Genomic DNA, 15,802 nt, shown 5'->3' with positions numbered 1-15,802 from the left:
CGGTGTCGTCCCGCTGGTGCTCGTCTCGCTGGTCGTTCTCCGCACCGCCGCGTCGGTTCGCGAGACGACTTCGATCGACCACATCGCGGCGAACGTCGGGGAGTTCGCGCGGACCGAACTCGGACTGGCCGACGGGACGGTTGCGGCCCTCGAGTCGGCGGTATCAGCCGAACTCGAGGGAACGATCGCGGGTGCGGCCGACGTGACCCTGGCCCGGACCGTCGGGCTCGTGACCACCGCCGCCGATGTCGTCGTGGGAACCATCGTCCTCGTGTTCGTGCTGTACTATCTGCTCGTAGATGGGCCGGCGGCGGTCGACTGGATTCGACGACACGTCCCGCTCGAGCGCCGGGTCCTCGACGACCTGTTCGAGGAGGTTCACGTCGTCGTCTGGGCGGTCCTCCGCAGTCACGTGCTCGTCGCCGTCGTTCAGGGGATACTCGGCGGGCTGGGCCTCGCCCTCCTCGGGGTCCCGTACGCGCCAGTATTGGCAGTCGTGCTGGTTCTCGTGTCGTTCCTCCCGACGATCGGGGTCTGGCTCGTCTGGGGACCGGTGACAATCGCCCACGCGGCCTCGAGCGGCCCCGTCCGCGGCGTACTCCTGTTGGGCTATGGGATCGCGGTGCTCACCGTCGTCGACAACTATCTCCGGGCGATCCTCGTCGACCGCCGGGCCCACCTCCATCCGGCGATCGTCCTGGTGGGTGCCATCGGCGGCGTCTTCCTGTTCGGGATCGTCGGGGTGTTCGTCGGTCCCGTCGTTCTCGCGACGTTCAAAGTCTGTGTGACGGCCGTCGTTCGGATCGACCGAACTACACCGGACGCCGACGCTGACGCCGAGAGCGAACTCGAGGAAGAGCGACTGCTCGCGGACACCAAGCGGTAGCCGGCTCGTTCGAAACGGGCAACCGTCCTCAGTCGGCGCTCTGAGCCCGCTCGGTGCGGCCGGTCGTCGGGACGCCGCGACCGGTCAGTGCCATCGCGAACAGCACGAGCGGCGAGAGGAACCCGAACAGGTAGAACGGCGCGTACTCGAGCGTGGGGACGTTAGTCGCCGAGGCCATGAAGACGCCGCCGGCGTGCCACGGGATGAGCGCGCCGGTGGGCGTCCCGGCTGCCTCGACGGCTCGGGAGAGTTCCTCGCTGTCGAGGTCGAACTCCTCGTAGAGGTTTCGCAGCGTCAGCCCGGGGAGGACGATGCTCATGTACTGCTGGGCGGTGAGCGCATTGACGAGGATCGCGGACGCGCCGGTGCCGGCGATCAGCCCGCCGGAACTACGTACGCCCCGTGAGAGACGGTCTGCGAGCACCGCCAGCACGCCGGTGTGCTCGAGGAGGCCGCCGAGCGAGAGCGCCGCGACGACGACGGTGATCGTCCAGGCGGAGCCGGTGAGGCCGCCGGTCGCGAGAAGTTCGTTCACGAGGTCGGCCCCGGTCTCCGGCTCGGTGCCACCCATGAATACCTCCCAGGCGGCGACGAAGCCGGTTCCCTGGACCAGAATCGAGGTGAAGACGCCGGCGAAGACGCCGGCCACGAGCGTCGGAAGCGCGGGGTAGCCGTAGAGCGCGAGGCCGAAGGTAACGACGAGGGGCAGGAAGACGAGGACGGAGAGATCGTACGTCCCCGCCAGCGCGGTCTGAATCTCGGTAACGCGACCGGCCGGAATCTCGCCGCCCGCCTGAAGGCCGAGTGCGGCGAATCCCAGTACCGCAAGGCCGAACGCGACGGCCGTTCCCGTTCGCATGCGGCGGATGTGGTCGTACAGCGGCGTGTTCGTCACGCCGGCCGCGAGGTTGGTCGTATCGGAGAGGGGCGACTGCTTGTCACCCGCGTACGCCCCGGAGATGACCGCACCGACGGTCATCGGCCCCGAGACGCCGAGTCCGGTCCCGATTCCGACGAACGCGACGCCCAGCGTCCCGACGGTCGTCCACGAGGACCCGATCGAGAACGCCACGACGGCTGCCAGAATCGCTGTGACGGGCAGGAACACCGTCGGGGTCAGCAACTCGAGGCCGTAGTACATCATCGCCGGAATCGTTCCAGCATCGACCCAGGTCGCGATTAGTGCGTAGATCGTAAAGAGGATCAACAGCGCCTGTATCCCCATGAGGAGGCCGTTAGAGATGCCGTCCGAGAGCTCGGACCACTCATACCCCAGATAGCGACCGAACGCGCCGACGAAGACGATACTCCAGAGCAGGGGAACGTGAGGTGCCAACCCGAGTAGCGCCGAGCCGATGCCGAGAAAGACGACGACCGCGAGTACCGGAACGAGTGCGAGACCGACCGACGGCCGTCGGTCGGGGTCGAGATCGTCGATAGTCGTCGGTGTGAAGTCGAAGGTCATTGGCCGGTTTATGCGCTTAGAGCATAAAAGAAGAACGCTTTATTACTACTATGTATGTCCTACGATATCAGTGGTCATATTCCGGTTCGAGAACCAATCAGATCTCTGCCCGTCCGAGCGGAGATACCTCGAGACGGTCTCCGAGAGAGTAGCGATTCTCGAACGGCCGGGTCAAACGTACTGCTTGCCACCGGCTTTCGGATGGGGAAGAGACTGTTGCCACTGGTTTCCGGTTCGGCTACGGAGACGCGCGCTCGCGGATCAGTCCACGCTCGAGAAAGCGCTCAGATTCGACTGCAACCCGGCCGCGAGTTCGGACTTGCGACGTAATCGCGCGTAGGAAACCGGCAACCGGGTGGCCACCTCCGAAACAGCCTCGTGGAAGGTCTCGGCCTCGCCGTACTGGCCTTCGAAGGCGTTGCGGACGCTCTCGCGGACCTGCCAGACGCCGACCGGGGCCCAGTAGTCGTCGGACACCTCCCGCAGGACGAGACACTTCGCCTGCCGGCCGATCGACTCGAGGTACTCGAGAACGCCGAGCCGGGCGGCGTAATAGGCACCCGCGGTCTCCTCGACGTAGCTCGAGCGGCCGTCGTAGCCCTCGCTGGCGCTGGCGAGCCAGATGTCGTCGCCGGGATCGGGATTCCAGATGCTCCCCGGAGCCTTCATCTCGACGAGTTCGAACTCCCAGTTGCCGGGCGCGAGGACGATCCAGTAGCGGTTGCCGACGTACTCGTTGGCCCAGACCTGCACCTCGTCGATGCTGGGCGCGTTTCGGATCCGACCGCGCAGGTACTTCCCGACGGTGTCGTCGACGGCCGTGATCGACCATCGCGTCGGGACGAGTCGGCGCTGTTTCGTCCGGCCGAGCGCGCCCGCCGAGAGGATCGAATTGATGTCGTAGACGTCGAACCCGCGTCGGTAAAGGTAGGTCATCGCCCCCTCGGCCTGCCAGTCGTCGTCCTCGAGCGTCTTCTTGACCGGTCGGGGCACGTAGGGGTTCTCCTGCAGTTCCGCGTTTCGAGCGTTGGCGCGGGGGCCCCGCGGCGTCGCCACGTCCGACCCCGCGTCGAGTCCGAGGTCCGGTTTCGCGTCCAGTCCGATCTCGAGGGCGACCGGCCGGTCGGCGATTGCGACCTCTCGCTGAACGCCGACGAAGCCGTCCCAGACGTCGTCCACGTTCGGCGTCATTCGGCTCGCAATGGACGGCGAGTCGACGTTCGCGCGCTTGCTCGAGTTCAGGAGCCCGGTCCGGCGCTGGAGCACGTCGTCGATAGCGTACCCCTGCTGGTACCAGTCGCCGTCGGTGACGTACTCCTCGGCGGCGTCCTCGTCACCGACCGGCGAGAGCAACCCGACGGGAATGTCGGGATAGTTGGATCGCCCGACGAAAATCGAGGGCGAGGTCGAGCCGACGAGAGTGTCGCCGCTCAGAGCGTCGTCGAACTTCCGCTCGAAGTCCTCGAGGTGATCCGTGATCGCGTAGGACTTCTCCCTGGCGAGGCGGCGGCGCTCGGCCTCCGCGTCGGGCTCGAGATCCTCGATGTAGTCGTCGAGGCGCATTCACTCGAAAGACGTGCGGCACGGTGTTGAATGTTGAGTTTCCGGAGCGCAATCGCTGTCAGCGTGGGACCAGCAGAGATGTCAGAGGCAGAGGTTCGGCATCCGTGTCGGGCCACCGAACCTCACTCACGTCTCCGTGCCGGATCGATAAGTACCCCGCAGGGCGTTTTCAGAGTCGGAAAACGCTGCGCAACGAGGGCCCCCTCGATCGCCGACCATCGGTAGACCGTCGCCGGACCGATACGCTAATCGACGGCGGCTCGGATCGACGACGACGGACTCGAGAAAGACAATCGTTAAAAACGGCGGGCGGAAAGGGAGGGGTATGAGTACGACCGACGACCGAGAGACGCGTTCCTGTGTCTCCTGCGGACTCAACATCGCAGGCACGAACGCGGCCGCGTTCAAGTGTCCCGACTGCGGCCAGCAGATCTACCGCTGTGCCAAGTGTCGCAAGCAGAGCAACCTCTACGAGTGCCCCGACTGCGGATTCACCGGCCCGTAAGATCTCCCATGGGAAAAGTCGCTGCCAAAATCAAGGTCATGCCGGACAGCCCCGAAAACGATCTCGACGCGCTCCAGGAGCGCCTCGAGAGCGCCCTGCCCGAGGGCGCGAAAATCAACGGCGTCGAGCGCGAGGAAGTCGCGTTCGGTCTCGTCGCCCTCTACCCGACCGTAATCGTCCCGGACGGCGCGGGCGGGACGGAAACCGTCGAGGAGAACTTCAGCGACGTCGACGGCGTCGAAAGCGTCGGCGTCGAGAACGTCGGTCGGATATAAACGGCCCTCGCCGATCGGTTTTCGGCCGTTTCGCTATTTCTCGCGAGCCGCTGGTGTGCGACTCACGTACGCGTCTCTACGGTTTCGGCGCTCGAGTGATCGAGTAGGAACGACGTTCAGTGGCTGTAAGAGAAACTGGTCCCCGTGTCGGCGGTGATCCGTTGGTTCCTCAGACAGTCGTTTCCCTCGTGGCTCCTCGAAGACGTGCCTGCTCGCGGTTACTGCTGCTCTTCTCTGTTCGCGCCGAGGTTGGCCTGGGAGACGATCTCCGCGCCGATCGAGGAGAGATCGACGGTCACGTCCTCGGTGACGGCCTTGCTGATCTCGTCTAAGTTCCCCGCCAACACGGTCAGGACATCGTCGGGATTGGTGTAGACCAGCATGTTTCCGTCCTGGCCCTCCGCAACGAGTTGCGTGTCGTTCAGGACGACCTGATCGTTCTGAATCGTCGCCGAGACGACCGGTAGCGCCGCCGGTTTCCCCTGTTCGTCGTCCCTGACTTTGCGGATGTGGACCGCGTCGAGGTCGATGACCTCCTTGTGCGTTTTGATCTGTTCGGCGCAGTCGACCATGTCGTTGAGGAGGGCCGTCCGTCGCTCGTTGCCGTGATCGCCGTCGAGACAGTGCTGACAGACGCGGAGTTCGATTCGCATTAGCCGTCATTCGTGTTCGATACCGATGAGAATTCCGCTTCAGTTTCACGCGGACACGGAACGATCGGAGCGGAGAACCCGCGTCGGTCGGACACGGTGAGACTGAGACTGCGGTCCCCGCTGGCGCCCCGTCGCTGTCGACCGCCGGTTTCGGCTGTCAGCCGATGGCAGACGGAGCGGGGCCGCGGCGCTCACGCTCGCAACTGCTCGTGAATTTCCCGAATCCGATCGCTTCCCTGATCGACGTAGCCGCCGTGATAACACAGCGTGTGGTCGATCTCGAGGGCCGCCAGCGCCCCGACGGACTCGGTCGCGCGATCCATATCCGGCGTGAAGTGTGGTTTCGGACCGGCGAGCGGTTCGTCACCGTCCGCGACGAGCGCGTCGCCGGCCACGAGCAAGTTGCCCGTCGGGAAGTACAGCGAGACGTGTCCGGGCGCGTGGCCGGGCGTCGCGACGATTTCCATCGGCCCCGCGAGCGTCGGAATGCGGACCCCGTCGACCAGTTCGATATCGACCTCGACGGGCGGATAGCGGTCGCCGTCGCCCTTAATTGGGTCGCGCTCGCCCGACACGTACGGCGCTTCGTCGCGGTGGGTCGCGACGACCGCATCGACGTGCTCGAGGAGTTCCGCCAGTCCACCGACGTGATCTCCGTCGTGGTGGGTGAGGACGACGAGCCAGACGTCCGCGAGTTCGTAGCCCAGCGATCGCAAGTGGGTCCTGAGACCGTCGACGGCACCGTCGGGACCAACGTCGCACAACACGAGTCCGCGTTCGGTCTCGACGACCGCCGGAGTGACCGTAATCTCCCTGCCTCCGTACTCGACCACGATCGGGAGCGCGTGAACGCCAGCGTCCGCTTGCATACGAGGGACATTCGGTGCCACCACGATAGGTGTAGGTGATTCGGTCGCCGATCTCGGTCGTCACCTCGGTGTGATTTCCCAGCCGTCACTCACTGCCTTCCATGAATGATTTTATTAGGAGATGGTTAGAAATATGATTGATGGGAGATACGGATCAACGCTTCGCCGTTGATATCGACGACGAGACCCTCACGACCGTTCGCGAACAGGACCTTCCCGAGTCGGTACGACCGCTTCTCGACGTGTACGACGACGTCATCGGGGACAGAGACCGGTTTCTCTGGCAGTGGCTCTATCACCTCTTTCCGACGTTCAGCCTCTCGTGTCTCGACGATGCCCGCGCTCGCGAGGTGCGCAACGCGAAGCTGACCGCGTCGATATTCGTCACCGTCGCGGACGACGTCGCCGAACGACACGGTGATCGAGCAACGTTCGACGAACTGACGTCGATTCCGTTCGACCACCGCCGGTCGGATCCCGAGCGACGCGACGTCGACGGCGACGTCGTTCGATTTCTGACGGCCGTCTGGGACGAGTTCTCGGCGCTGTACGATGCGGGCCCCCGTTCGAGGGAGTTCGCGGAACTGTTGCAGTTCGATCTGCAACAGACGCTTCAGGCGATCGAGTACTCGTACCTCGCGAACCGGTATCCCGGTCTCGTCTCGGAACGCGAACTGTGGACGTACGACGCCCACAACATGCTGGTCTTTCCCCTCGCCGGGATCGATCTCTCGAACGCACCGTCGTTCGACTCGAGCGAACTCTCGTCCCTCCGGCAGGTTCTCGACCGGACCCAGCGGATGGCCCGGATCGGCAACTGGATCTCGACGTGGAAGCGCGAACTCGCCGAGGGCGACTGTAGCTCCGGCGTCGTCGTCCACGCGCTGGAAAACGACATCGTCTCGCCCGAACAGGTGCAGACGGTCCGGCGGAATCCGACGGACAGGACGGTCGATCCGGTCGTCGAAGCGATTACCGACGCCGGCGTCGAGGACTACTTTCTGGACCGGTGGGAAGCCGAGTACGAGACGGTTGGTCGCTACGAGTCCGAGATCGAGAGCGTCGATGTCGGCGCGTACCTCGAGGGGTTCGAGACGGTGCTGCGCTACCACGTCGCGAGCGAGGGCGAAAAGTGAGCGGAGGGGGCGGACGGGGCGTCGAGAGCGGAGGGGGTGGACGGAACGGCGAGTGACGACCGGGACCGACGACTGCGAGTCGCCGGGCTACGACGAGAGCGCCGTCTCGAACGCGTGCTCGAGGTCGCCGATCAGATCGTCGACGTGTTCGATTCCGACGCTGACGCGGATCAGGCTGTCCGACAGTCCGGCCGCGAGCCGTTCCTCGCGGGGAATCGCGGCGTGCGTCATCGGTGCGGGCTGCTCGATCAGGCTCTCGACGCCGCCGAGGCTCTCCGCGAGCGTGAACACCTCGGTGTTCGAGACGACTGCACTCGCTTCCTCGAGGCTCGCGTCGAGTTCGAAGCTCAGCATGCCGCCGAAGTCGTCCATCTGCTCGGCGGCGATATCGTGACCGGGATGGGACTCGAGGCCGGGGTAGTAAACCCGGTCGACGGCCGGATGATCGTCGAGCCACGTCGCGATCGCGCGGGCGTTCTCGCAGTGACGATCCATGCGGACGGGCAGCGTCTTCGTGCCCCGGAGGACGAGGAAGGAGTCGAAGGGTCCCGGCGTCGCGCCGACCGAGTTCTGGTAGAAGCCCAATCGCTCGTCCAGTTCCTCGTCGTCGGTCAGCAGCGCGCCGCCGACGACGTCCGAGTGACCGCCGAGATACTTCGTGAGCGAGTGCGAGACGATATCCGCACCGAGAGCGAGCGGCCGCTGGAGGTACGGCGTCGCGAACGTGTTGTCGACCGCACAGAGCGCGTCGTGAGCGTGGGCGATCTCGGCCGCCCCCTCGATGTCGACGATCGACATGAGCGGATTCGTCGGCGTCTCGAGCCACAGCAGTTCCGTGTCGTCCCGGAACGACGCCTCGATCTCGTCGAGGTCGGTCATGTCGACGAACGAGAACTCGATATCGTACTCCTCGTACACCTGCGTGAAGATGCGGTGCGTGCCGCCGTAGACGTCGGTGCCGGTGACGACGTGGTCGCCGGCCTCGAGCAGGTTCAGGACGGTGTTGATCGAGGCCATCCCGCTGGCGAAGGCGCGGCCGTAGTCGGCCCCCTCGAGGCTCGCGAGGTTCGCCTCGAGGTCGGTTCGGGTCGGGTTCCCGGTACGGGAGTACTCGTAGCCGCGATGCTCACCGGGTTCATCCTGCTCGTACGTCGAGTTGGCGTGGATCGGCGTCATCAGCGCGCCGGTTTCCGGGTCGGCTTTCTGACCGGCGTGGATCGATCTGGTTTCGATCCGAAACTGCTCGCCGTCGCTCTGGCCGTTTGTATCGTCGTCCATACCGACACGACGTGATCGAACGTGGTTATTCTGCCGGCTGTCGGAAAGTGTCGAGGGTCATCGGAGCGGGCGCGGCGAATCGTACGAGTAGTGGCAGTCGGCGGAGGCGTGTGCGACGGACGGGCCTGACTCGACCGTGAGAGCGCGCGAGTCAGCCCGACTGTCAGTCACCACCGGAAATCAGTTCTCATGCTGTGTGATTCTCGGGATAGTATATATGTTCGATTGTCATGTCGTTTCGTATGCGCGTCCGACACATCAAGTCATCAACGGTCGTCGTCGAATCGGGCGACGTTTCGGTCCTCTGTGACCCCTGGATCCTCGACGGCGCGTTCTACGGTGCCTGGGCGCACTATCCGCCGGTCGAGTTCGACCCCGAAGACGTCGACGACGTCGACTACATTTACGTCTCGCACATCCATCCCGATCACTGCCACCGCGAGACGCTCGAGCGTCTCGACTCCGAGATCCCGGTCCTGATCCACGACTACAAGTGGGACTTCCTCAGACACAACATCGAGGCCGCCGGGTTCGACGTTCGCGAACTCCCTCACGACGAGCGGATCCACCTCGGCGGCGACCTGCATATGAACGCGCTCGCGTCCGACGACTGCGATCCCGCGGTCTGTGGCAACCACTTCGCCTGTCCGTGGATGGCCGAAGACGCCAGTAGTCAGGGCGTCGACGGCTCGACGCAGATCGACTCGATGGCCGTCTTCGACGACGGCGAGCGTACCGTCCTCAACCTGAACGACTGTCGGTGGCCGATGTCTCAACGCGCCGCCGGCCGCGTCAAACGGCAGTACGGCGAGATCGATCTGGCTATGCTCCAGTACACCTTCGCCGGCGGCTATCCCCAGGGCCGGATCGACTACTCCCACGAAGCGTTGATCGAAGAGCGCGAGGCCCGCCGGCTCCAGTCGCTCGAGAACGCCGTCGGCTTCCTCGAATTGCTCGAGCCGGACTACTACATGCCCTTCGCCGGCAGCTACACGCTCGCGGGCGATCTCGCGGAGCTGAACGAGTACGTGGCGCGGTCGACGCGGGCGCAGGCGCGCGACTATTTCGAGAGCGAGGAACGGATCGACGACGGATCCGAGTGCGTCCTCCTCAACAGCGGCGAGTGGTTCGACGTCGCCGCTGGCGAGCAGTCGGCTCCCTACACGCCGATCGATCCCGACGAGCGCCGAGCATATATCGAGACCGAACTCGCGGACCGGGAGTTCACCTACGAGTCGGATCCGATGCCGACCCTCGAGGAGTTCGGGGAGTACGTCCCGGCGGCCTACGAGAACTTCGACGCCAAGCGCCGCGGGATCGGGTTCGAATCGGAGACGGAAGTCGTCCTCTCGCTGGTCGACGACCACTACCTGCGGTTTACCGCGGACGGGAGCGGCCACGAAATCGTCGACGGAGTACCGGCGCGAACCGACCGGCGACGGGTCCGAATGGAGATGGATCCCCGACTGACGCTGCGGATCCTGAAGGGGCCGCGGTACGCTCACTTCAACAACGCCTACATCGGCTCGCATCTCGGCTTTTCGATCGAACCGGACGTTTACGAGCGCTCGCTGTTCTACTCGATGAGTTTCCTGCACGCGTGACCGATTTGCGGACCGAGAGCCGTTATTCTCGCAGTTTCTCACCCGAAGATCCGCCGATGGGCGGAGAAACGCTGATCCACCACGACGATCCACCGAGGGTAGTCATACCGCGCGAGCGGAGCGAGCGCGGCCTTTTTTGGCGCAGATTTTTTGGCGGGGTTCGAGGTCAGCTACGCTGACCGAGGACCCTGCGAAAAAAGGTGCGTGGGAATACGTGTGTTTTATAACCGTCACCGGACAAAGCGGTCGTACGACTATGCCGAAATCTAATGGCCCTCGTCAGGGAACCCGACGAAAGCTCGCGAACGATCCTCGAGACCGCGGTACGTCGCCGCCACAGCGTGCGATTCAGGAGTACGAGGAGGGGGAGAAGGTCCACCTGAAGATCGACCCGAGCGTTCCGGACGGACGCTACCACCCGCGCTTCGACGGTCGAACCGGTGAGGTCGTCGGCAAACAGGGCAGCGCCTTCAAGGTCCAAATCGTCGACGGCGACAAGGAGAAGACGCTGCTCGTCACCGCGGCCCACATGCGCGCACAGAACCAGGAAAAGAACCGGATCTGATCAGGGATGACGATCTTCAAAGAGATCGTCGACGAGGAGTTCCTGACGGTCTCGGAGACGAAGGAGCTGCTCGCCGACATCGAAGCCGAACGCGCGATGGACGAGGATCGCGAGCTGCGCTACGAGCTCGCGCGAGCGATCGAACACGCCAACCGGTTCGCCGTCCTCGAAACCGAGGAGGCCCAGGCGCTCGTCGAGGATCTGCGGGCGCTCGAGAAGGTCGACGAGGCGACGGCCTACAAGATCGCCAACCTCCTGCCTCACGACCGGGACGAACTCCGGTCGGTGTACGCACAGCAGCGATACTCGCTGTCGGGAGACGAACTCGACGTGATTCTCAACGTCGTCGCACAGTACGCCTGAGAGGTCTGCTGTCACTGTGTACCGGCGCACCCGCATTGCGGGTCGTGGATCCGTTGGAAATGACGGACAGTAGTCCGTATGAGACGATCGACGGTGTCCGAGAGACCGAATCGGCGAGCTCGTTGCCGACGTCCGACCGTCCGAGAGCGAGCCGACTCTTTAAGTACGCCGTCGCCGTATCGAAACCCAATGAGCGAAGCCGATGGCGACGAGACGGACGTTCGGCGTGCGGTCGTGTTGGATTACCTCGCACACGGGCTCTCTGACGACGGCCGACCGCAGTACGCGAAGTCACCGGCAGGCTATGCCGTCAGGATCGACGATTTTCAGCTCTATCAGGTCGCGTTCGACGAGGACGAGCGACTGACCATCGGAAGCGAGGTCGTCATCGAACCGCCCGCCGAGCGCGACGTCGTCACCGAGGCCCACCGCGTCGAGTACGAGGACCTCTCCTCGGGCGCGCAGTCGGAACTCGAGTACGTCGTCGCCGATCTCGTCGAGGAGAACGAAGAGCGGTTCGTCAACTTCTACAACGACGCCCAGCCGATCACGTTGCGGCTCCACCAGCTGAATCTGCTTCCGGGGATCGGGAAGAAACTCCGGAACGGTATCCTCGACGAGCGAAAGCGCAAACCCTTCGAGAGCTTCGAGGAGCTGTCCGAGCGGGTGTCCGGGTTGCACGATCCGGACGAGATCCTCGTCGACCGGATCCTCGAGGAGTTGCGCGACGACGATCTGAAGTACCAAACCTTCGTGGGTCGGCGCGAACAGGAGCAAAACCAGTAACGAGTCGCTCACTCGAGAGGGGTGCTATTTTCCTACCGACGTGGTTAGATCGAGAATCGGAGTGCTCCTGGAACCGCCGCCTGCCGTATGGAGATCCGCGAAGTAGCCGAGCGGGACGTGCGACGTGAGGCGGACTCTATTCTGCAACGATGTGCGTCAACGGCAGACTCGTCGGTATCGCGGGCGTGTTCATTCAGAACGGAGCAATTCCCACTTGCGGTCAGGCCGCAAGTGCAGCACCCGCGAGCGAACCCGAGGCGCAAAAAGGGACGTCTGAGACGGTGCGTTTACACGCACCCCAGCCGAAGCGCCGGCAATGAGAGATCCAGACGGACTGATCGCCCGAGCCGGCGTCCGCGGTGATCCGGACCGCGACCAGCACTTCCTCGTCGACGACCGGGTGTTGGACCGGCTGCCGACCTACCTCGAGAGCGAGGCGCCACGCGCCTCGGATGAAGCGAGCGGGGACTCCCCGCGAGCCAGGGAGATCGACGCCGACACGAGCCATCTGCTCGAGATCGGTGGCGGAACGGGCGCGCTGACCGACCGGTTGCTCGCGGTCGGCGACGAAGTAACGGTCGTCGAGCGGGACCGAGAACTCGCCCAATTCTTGCGCGAGGAGTTCGCCGACGAGATCGACGCCGGGAATCTGACCGTCATCGAGGGCGACGCACTCCAGGTCGACCTCCCCGAGTTTACCGCGTCGGTGTCGAACCTCCCCTACGGCGTCTCGAGCCAGATCGCCTTCCGACTGTTTCCGGAGAAGAAGCCGCTGGTCTTGATGTTCCAACAGGAGTTCGCCGAGCGGATGGTCGCCGAGCCCGACACGTCGGAGTACGGCCGGCTCTCGGTCTCGAGCCAGCACTACGCGGATATCGAACTCGTCGAGTCGATCCCGAAGGAGGCGTTTTCGCCGCCGCCGGCGGTCCAGAGCGCGGTGGTTCGAGCGATCCCGCGAGAGCCCGACTACGCGGTCGAGGACGAGGAGTTCTTCCTGCGATTCGTCAAGGCCCTGTTCACCCAGCGCCGGAAGACGATCCGGAACGCGATTCGGAACACGGGTCACATCTCCGGACTCTCGGAGCCGGAGGCGGTCGTCGACGCGGCGGACGAGGACGTGCTCCGGAAGCGGGCCGGCGCGATGGCACCGACGGAATTCGCCGCGCTGGCCCAGCTCGCGCGGGACGTCGGCGAACCCACCGACGACTAATCTCGGTCGACGAACGCTCGAGATGCGTGGTCGCCTCGACTCGCGTCGAACTACCCAACGGAACGAACCAACCAACGGATACTCAAAGCTGCGCGGCCGACAGGACGGCGAGACGAACGCATGTTCGAACTACTGATGGAGCTCGACTGGCTGTCGGAGGCGATTCCGACGACCGAGCTCAAACTCGCGGTGTCTCTCGCGGCGGTCGGGACCGTGGTCGCCGTGCTTTTCTCCTACCGACGGCTCCACGCGTGGCTCTGCAAGCGGGCGAGGCCGCTGTACGCGGACATTATCTCGATGTCGCTGCTCATCGTCTGCTGCTTCGCGAGCATCGCCATCATGACCGGGGTCTGGGGCCGCACGGACGAGATTCGACAGCTCTATTCGAATCTCGAGCTAGGCAGCGACGCCGTTGCACGCGCACTCTTTTCGTTTCTCTTGCTCGTCGTGACGGTCATCGTCACCCGGTTCGTCGCCCGATTGATCGAGGAGGTTTTCAACTCGTCCACGGCCGTGACGGCCCACCAGCGCAAGGTGACACACCGGCTCTCGCAGGTGATTATCTGGTCCGTCTCGATCGTGGTCATTCTGGGTATCTGGATCGATAACCTCGGCAGCCTGCTCGTCGGGGCCGGCTTCCTCGGGATCGTTCTCGGGATGGCCGCCCGCCAGACCCTCGGGACGGTACTCTCGGGGTTCGTCCTGATGTTCGCCCGTCCCTTCGAGATCGGCGACTGGATCGAAGTCGAGGACAACGAGGGGATCGTTACCGACATCTCGATCGTCAACACCCAGCTCCGGTCGTTCGACGGCGAGTACATCATGATCCCGAACGACGTTATCGCCTCGAGTATGGTGACTAACCGCTCGAAGCGAGGTCGTCTGCGACTCGAGATCGAGGTCGGGGTCGACTACGGGACCGACGTCGAACGCGCCGCCGACCTCGCGAAAAACGCGATCGACGAGATCGACGAGGCGATCGCCGCGCCGTCGCCGCAGGTCGTCGGGAAGTCCTTCGGGGACTCGGCGGTCGTGCTCGGCGTCCGGTTCTGGATCGACAAGCCGAGCGCCAGACGCCACTGGAAGGCCCGGACCGCCGCGATCAATGCCATCAAGCGGGCGTTCGAGGCCGACGATATCAAGATCCCGTACCCGCAGCGCGAACTCTCAGGGCGCGCCGAAACCGGCGGCTTCCGGATCGCCGACGAGAGCGAGTCGACGCCCACCGTGGAGAACGCAACTGCTGACGACAACGCGCGCGAACAGCAAATGACGACACCGGAGGAGAACTAGATGGGACTCGAGGACAGACGCGCGCAGGAACCGGACGTCTACCAGCCCGCCGAGGACTCGCACCTGCTGGCCGAGGCGGCCTGCGAGCGACTCGAGCGGGGCGATCTCGTGCTCGAGGTGGGAACCGGCTCGGGCTACGTCGCCCACCAGATCGCCGACGAAACGGGGGCTCGCGTGATCGCGTCGGACCTGAACCCCCACGCCGTCCGCCAGGCCCGGTCGGCGGGCGTCGAGACGGTGCGGGCGGATCTCGTCTCGCCGTTTCGGGACGGTGCGTTCGACGCGGTCGTCTTCAATCCGCCGTACCTGCCGACCGATCCCGAAAACGAGTGGGACGACTGGATGGAACGCGCGCTGTCGGGGGGCGAGGACGGTCGGGCCGTCATCGACCCGTTCCTCGCGGACGTCGGTCGGGTGCTCGCGCCCGACGGCAGCGTCTCCCTGCTGGTCAGCAGCCTGACGGGGGTCGACGAGGTGGTCGAAGAAGCCGGCGAGCACGGCTTCAGCGCCGTCGCCGTCGCCGACGAGTCGTTCCCCTTCGAGACGCTGACGGTGCTCGAACTGTTCCGGTAACGCGCGGGATCCTCTCGGTTCCTCGAGCCTGTTGACTCCCGAATCAGTTCTCCCTCCGTCTGCGTCTCCCAGCCTGTGTTGCCTGTTCACAAGAGTCTCGAATCGAACCCCGGTACCGGTTAAAATCCGAAGAAATTACTGCAGCGTATTAGTGAGTATGGAAAATATTAAGCGTCGGTATACCTTAGCCGGGCGTACGATGACTGAGTACGTTTCGACCACGCCGGGGCTGTATCCGCTCCCGGACTGGGCGAAAGACGACCTTTCGGACCTCAAAGGGCACCAGAAACACGACCTCATCAGCGGCGACGAGGGTGAAGAGATCACCGGGGCCTACGAGGAAGCCCGCGAAGAAGTGATCGAGGTACAGCAGGACGCCGGACTCGATCGAATCGTCGAAGGCCAACTGCGCTGGGACGACATGCTCGCCCACCCGCTGGCGGTCGCGGACGCCGTCGAGACCCGCGGGATCGTCCGCTACTACGACAACAACAACTTCTACCGAGAGCCCGTCGTGCAGGACGATCTCGAGCCGACCGGCGACATCGCGACCGAACTCGAGGCGACCGCGGAACTGATCGACGGGGACGACCTGCAGGCCGTCCTCCCCGGCCCGTACTCGCTGGCCGACCTCGCGACCGACGAACAGTACGGCGACGATGCGGCGTTCCTCGGCGCGATCGCCGAGTTCCTCGAGGGAGAGGTCGACGCCTTCCCGGCCCACGAGACGCTGTTCCTGCTCGAGCCGTCGCTGGTCGAGAACGCGCCCGCGGACGGC

16 protein-coding genes and 1 pseudogene are annotated in these 15,802 nt (G+C 64.5%); 12 read left to right on the top strand and 5 right to left on the bottom strand.

From position 1 onward, the window contains the following. Positions 1-886 (top strand): AI-2E family transporter (locus PGX04_RS07775; RefSeq protein ID WP_273737980.1); only part of this gene is annotated, 886 nt, incomplete at its 5' end. Positions 887-914: 28 nt separating this feature from the next. Here PGX04_RS07775 and arcD read toward each other — a convergent pair. Together arcD and nreA are read right to left on the bottom strand one after the other, a co-directional pair. After that, positions 915-2,351: an arginine/ornithine antiporter ArcD gene (gene arcD / locus PGX04_RS07770; protein ID WP_273737979.1), complete on the bottom strand. Its 1,437-nt coding sequence runs from the start codon at positions 2,349-2,351 to the stop codon at positions 915-917. A 261-nt stretch (positions 2,352-2,612) separates the two neighbouring features. Beyond that, positions 2,613-3,914, bottom strand: coding sequence for a DNA repair protein NreA (gene nreA / locus PGX04_RS07765; RefSeq protein ID WP_273737978.1), 1,302 nt, complete (start codon positions 3,912-3,914; stop codon positions 2,613-2,615). Between the two features lie 325 nt (positions 3,915-4,239). Here nreA and PGX04_RS07760 point away from each other — a divergent pair, with 325 nt between their 5' ends. Together PGX04_RS07760 and PGX04_RS07755 are read left to right on the top strand one after the other, a co-directional pair. Then, positions 4,240-4,419 (top strand): HVO_2753 family zinc finger protein, encoded by a 180-nt coding sequence (locus PGX04_RS07760; protein WP_006184530.1) that lies wholly within the window; start codon positions 4,240-4,242, stop codon positions 4,417-4,419. 8 nt (positions 4,420-4,427) lie between these two features. After that, positions 4,428-4,694: an elongation factor 1-beta gene (locus tag PGX04_RS07755; RefSeq protein ID WP_273737977.1), complete on the top strand. Its 267-nt coding sequence runs from the start codon at positions 4,428-4,430 to the stop codon at positions 4,692-4,694. A 218-nt stretch (positions 4,695-4,912) separates the two neighbouring features. Here PGX04_RS07755 and PGX04_RS07750 read toward each other — a convergent pair whose 3' ends face one another. Together PGX04_RS07750 and PGX04_RS07745 are read right to left on the bottom strand one after the other, a co-directional pair. Further along, entirely contained in the window at positions 4,913-5,347 is a 435-nt protein-coding gene (locus PGX04_RS07750) for a hypothetical protein (RefSeq protein ID WP_273737976.1), read from the bottom strand. Between the two features lie 191 nt (positions 5,348-5,538). Continuing rightward, positions 5,539-6,216, bottom strand: a complete 678-nt coding sequence (locus PGX04_RS07745; protein ID WP_273737975.1) for an MBL fold metallo-hydrolase — start codon at positions 6,214-6,216, stop codon at positions 5,539-5,541. 140 nt (positions 6,217-6,356) lie between these two features. Between PGX04_RS07745 and PGX04_RS07740 the strand changes: the two genes are divergently transcribed. Next, positions 6,357-7,352 (top strand): hypothetical protein, encoded by a 996-nt coding sequence (locus PGX04_RS07740; RefSeq protein ID WP_273737974.1) that lies wholly within the window; start codon positions 6,357-6,359, stop codon positions 7,350-7,352. Positions 7,353-7,439: 87 nt separating this feature from the next. On the opposite strand, the gene PGX04_RS07735 is transcribed toward PGX04_RS07740, so the two are convergent. Continuing rightward, positions 7,440-8,630 carry a cystathionine gamma-synthase gene (locus PGX04_RS07735; protein ID WP_273737973.1) on the bottom strand — a complete coding sequence of 397 codons (1,191 nt, stop codon included), beginning with the start codon at positions 8,628-8,630 and terminating at the stop codon, positions 7,440-7,442. A gap of 242 nt (positions 8,631-8,872) precedes the next feature. Between PGX04_RS07735 and PGX04_RS07730 the strand changes: the two genes are divergently transcribed. The 8 genes and pseudogenes from PGX04_RS07730 to PGX04_RS07695 all read left to right on the top strand — a co-directional run. Next, positions 8,873-10,234, top strand: a complete 1,362-nt coding sequence (locus tag PGX04_RS07730; protein ID WP_273737972.1) for an MBL fold metallo-hydrolase — start codon at positions 8,873-8,875, stop codon at positions 10,232-10,234. A gap of 256 nt (positions 10,235-10,490) precedes the next feature. Then, complete coding sequence (locus PGX04_RS07725; protein ID WP_273737971.1) at positions 10,491-10,799, top strand: 50S ribosomal protein L21e; 309 nt, start codon at positions 10,491-10,493, stop codon at positions 10,797-10,799. A gap of 6 nt (positions 10,800-10,805) precedes the next feature. After that, positions 10,806-11,162, top strand: coding sequence for an RNA polymerase Rpb4 family protein (locus tag PGX04_RS07720; protein ID WP_273737970.1), 357 nt, complete (start codon positions 10,806-10,808; stop codon positions 11,160-11,162). A gap of 189 nt (positions 11,163-11,351) precedes the next feature. Further along, the gene (locus PGX04_RS07715; protein ID WP_098726478.1) at positions 11,352-11,948 is read left to right on the top strand and encodes a DUF655 domain-containing protein; all 597 of its coding nucleotides are present in this window, start codon (positions 11,352-11,354) and stop codon (positions 11,946-11,948) included. Between the two features lie 316 nt (positions 11,949-12,264). Next, a complete protein-coding gene (locus PGX04_RS07710) occupies positions 12,265-13,158 on the top strand; it encodes a 16S ribosomal RNA methyltransferase A (RefSeq protein ID WP_273737969.1) in 894 nt (297 codons plus the stop codon). 120 nt (positions 13,159-13,278) lie between these two features. Beyond that, the gene (locus PGX04_RS07705) at positions 13,279-14,451 is read left to right on the top strand and encodes a mechanosensitive ion channel family protein (RefSeq protein ID WP_273737968.1); all 1,173 of its coding nucleotides are present in this window, start codon (positions 13,279-13,281) and stop codon (positions 14,449-14,451) included. Then, positions 14,452-15,024, top strand: a complete 573-nt coding sequence (locus tag PGX04_RS07700) for a HemK2/MTQ2 family protein methyltransferase (RefSeq protein ID WP_273737967.1) — start codon at positions 14,452-14,454, stop codon at positions 15,022-15,024. A 199-nt stretch (positions 15,025-15,223) separates the two neighbouring features. Then, positions 15,224-15,802 (top strand): annotated as a pseudogene (locus tag PGX04_RS07695) (5-methyltetrahydropteroyltriglutamate--homocysteine methyltransferase); the annotation flags it as partial.

Source organism: Natrinema soli (genome assembly GCF_028618695.1).
The sequence above is the reverse complement of the archived record's forward strand: the minus strand, read 5'-3'. Positions and strand labels throughout refer to the sequence as shown.

Excerpts from the sequence above, each read along its gene's own strand:
- arcD (WP_273737979.1), bottom strand. The coding sequence starts at position 2,351 with ATGACCTTCGACTTCACACCGACGACTATCGACGATCTCGACCCCGAC.
- nreA (WP_273737978.1), bottom strand. The coding sequence starts at position 3,914 with ATGCGCCTCGACGACTACATCGAGGATCTCGAGCCCGACGCGGAGGCC.
- PGX04_RS07760 (WP_006184530.1), top strand. The coding sequence starts at position 4,240 with ATGAGTACGACCGACGACCGAGAGACGCGTTCCTGTGTCTCCTGCGGA.
- PGX04_RS07755 (WP_273737977.1), top strand. The coding sequence starts at position 4,428 with ATGGGAAAAGTCGCTGCCAAAATCAAGGTCATGCCGGACAGCCCCGAA.
- PGX04_RS07750 (WP_273737976.1), bottom strand. The coding sequence starts at position 5,347 with ATGCGAATCGAACTCCGCGTCTGTCAGCACTGTCTCGACGGCGATCAC.
- PGX04_RS07745 (WP_273737975.1), bottom strand. The coding sequence starts at position 6,216 with ATGCAAGCGGACGCTGGCGTTCACGCGCTCCCGATCGTGGTCGAGTAC.
- PGX04_RS07740 (WP_273737974.1), top strand. The coding sequence starts at position 6,357 with ATGGGAGATACGGATCAACGCTTCGCCGTTGATATCGACGACGAGACC.
- PGX04_RS07735 (WP_273737973.1), bottom strand. The coding sequence starts at position 8,630 with ATGGACGACGATACAAACGGCCAGAGCGACGGCGAGCAGTTTCGGATC.
- PGX04_RS07730 (WP_273737972.1), top strand. The coding sequence starts at position 8,873 with ATGCGCGTCCGACACATCAAGTCATCAACGGTCGTCGTCGAATCGGGC.
- PGX04_RS07725 (WP_273737971.1), top strand. The coding sequence starts at position 10,491 with ATGCCGAAATCTAATGGCCCTCGTCAGGGAACCCGACGAAAGCTCGCG.
- PGX04_RS07720 (WP_273737970.1), top strand. The coding sequence starts at position 10,806 with ATGACGATCTTCAAAGAGATCGTCGACGAGGAGTTCCTGACGGTCTCG.
- PGX04_RS07715 (WP_098726478.1), top strand. The coding sequence starts at position 11,352 with ATGAGCGAAGCCGATGGCGACGAGACGGACGTTCGGCGTGCGGTCGTG.
- PGX04_RS07710 (WP_273737969.1), top strand. The coding sequence starts at position 12,265 with ATGAGAGATCCAGACGGACTGATCGCCCGAGCCGGCGTCCGCGGTGAT.
- PGX04_RS07705 (WP_273737968.1), top strand. The coding sequence starts at position 13,279 with ATGTTCGAACTACTGATGGAGCTCGACTGGCTGTCGGAGGCGATTCCG.
- PGX04_RS07700 (WP_273737967.1), top strand. The coding sequence starts at position 14,452 with ATGGGACTCGAGGACAGACGCGCGCAGGAACCGGACGTCTACCAGCCC.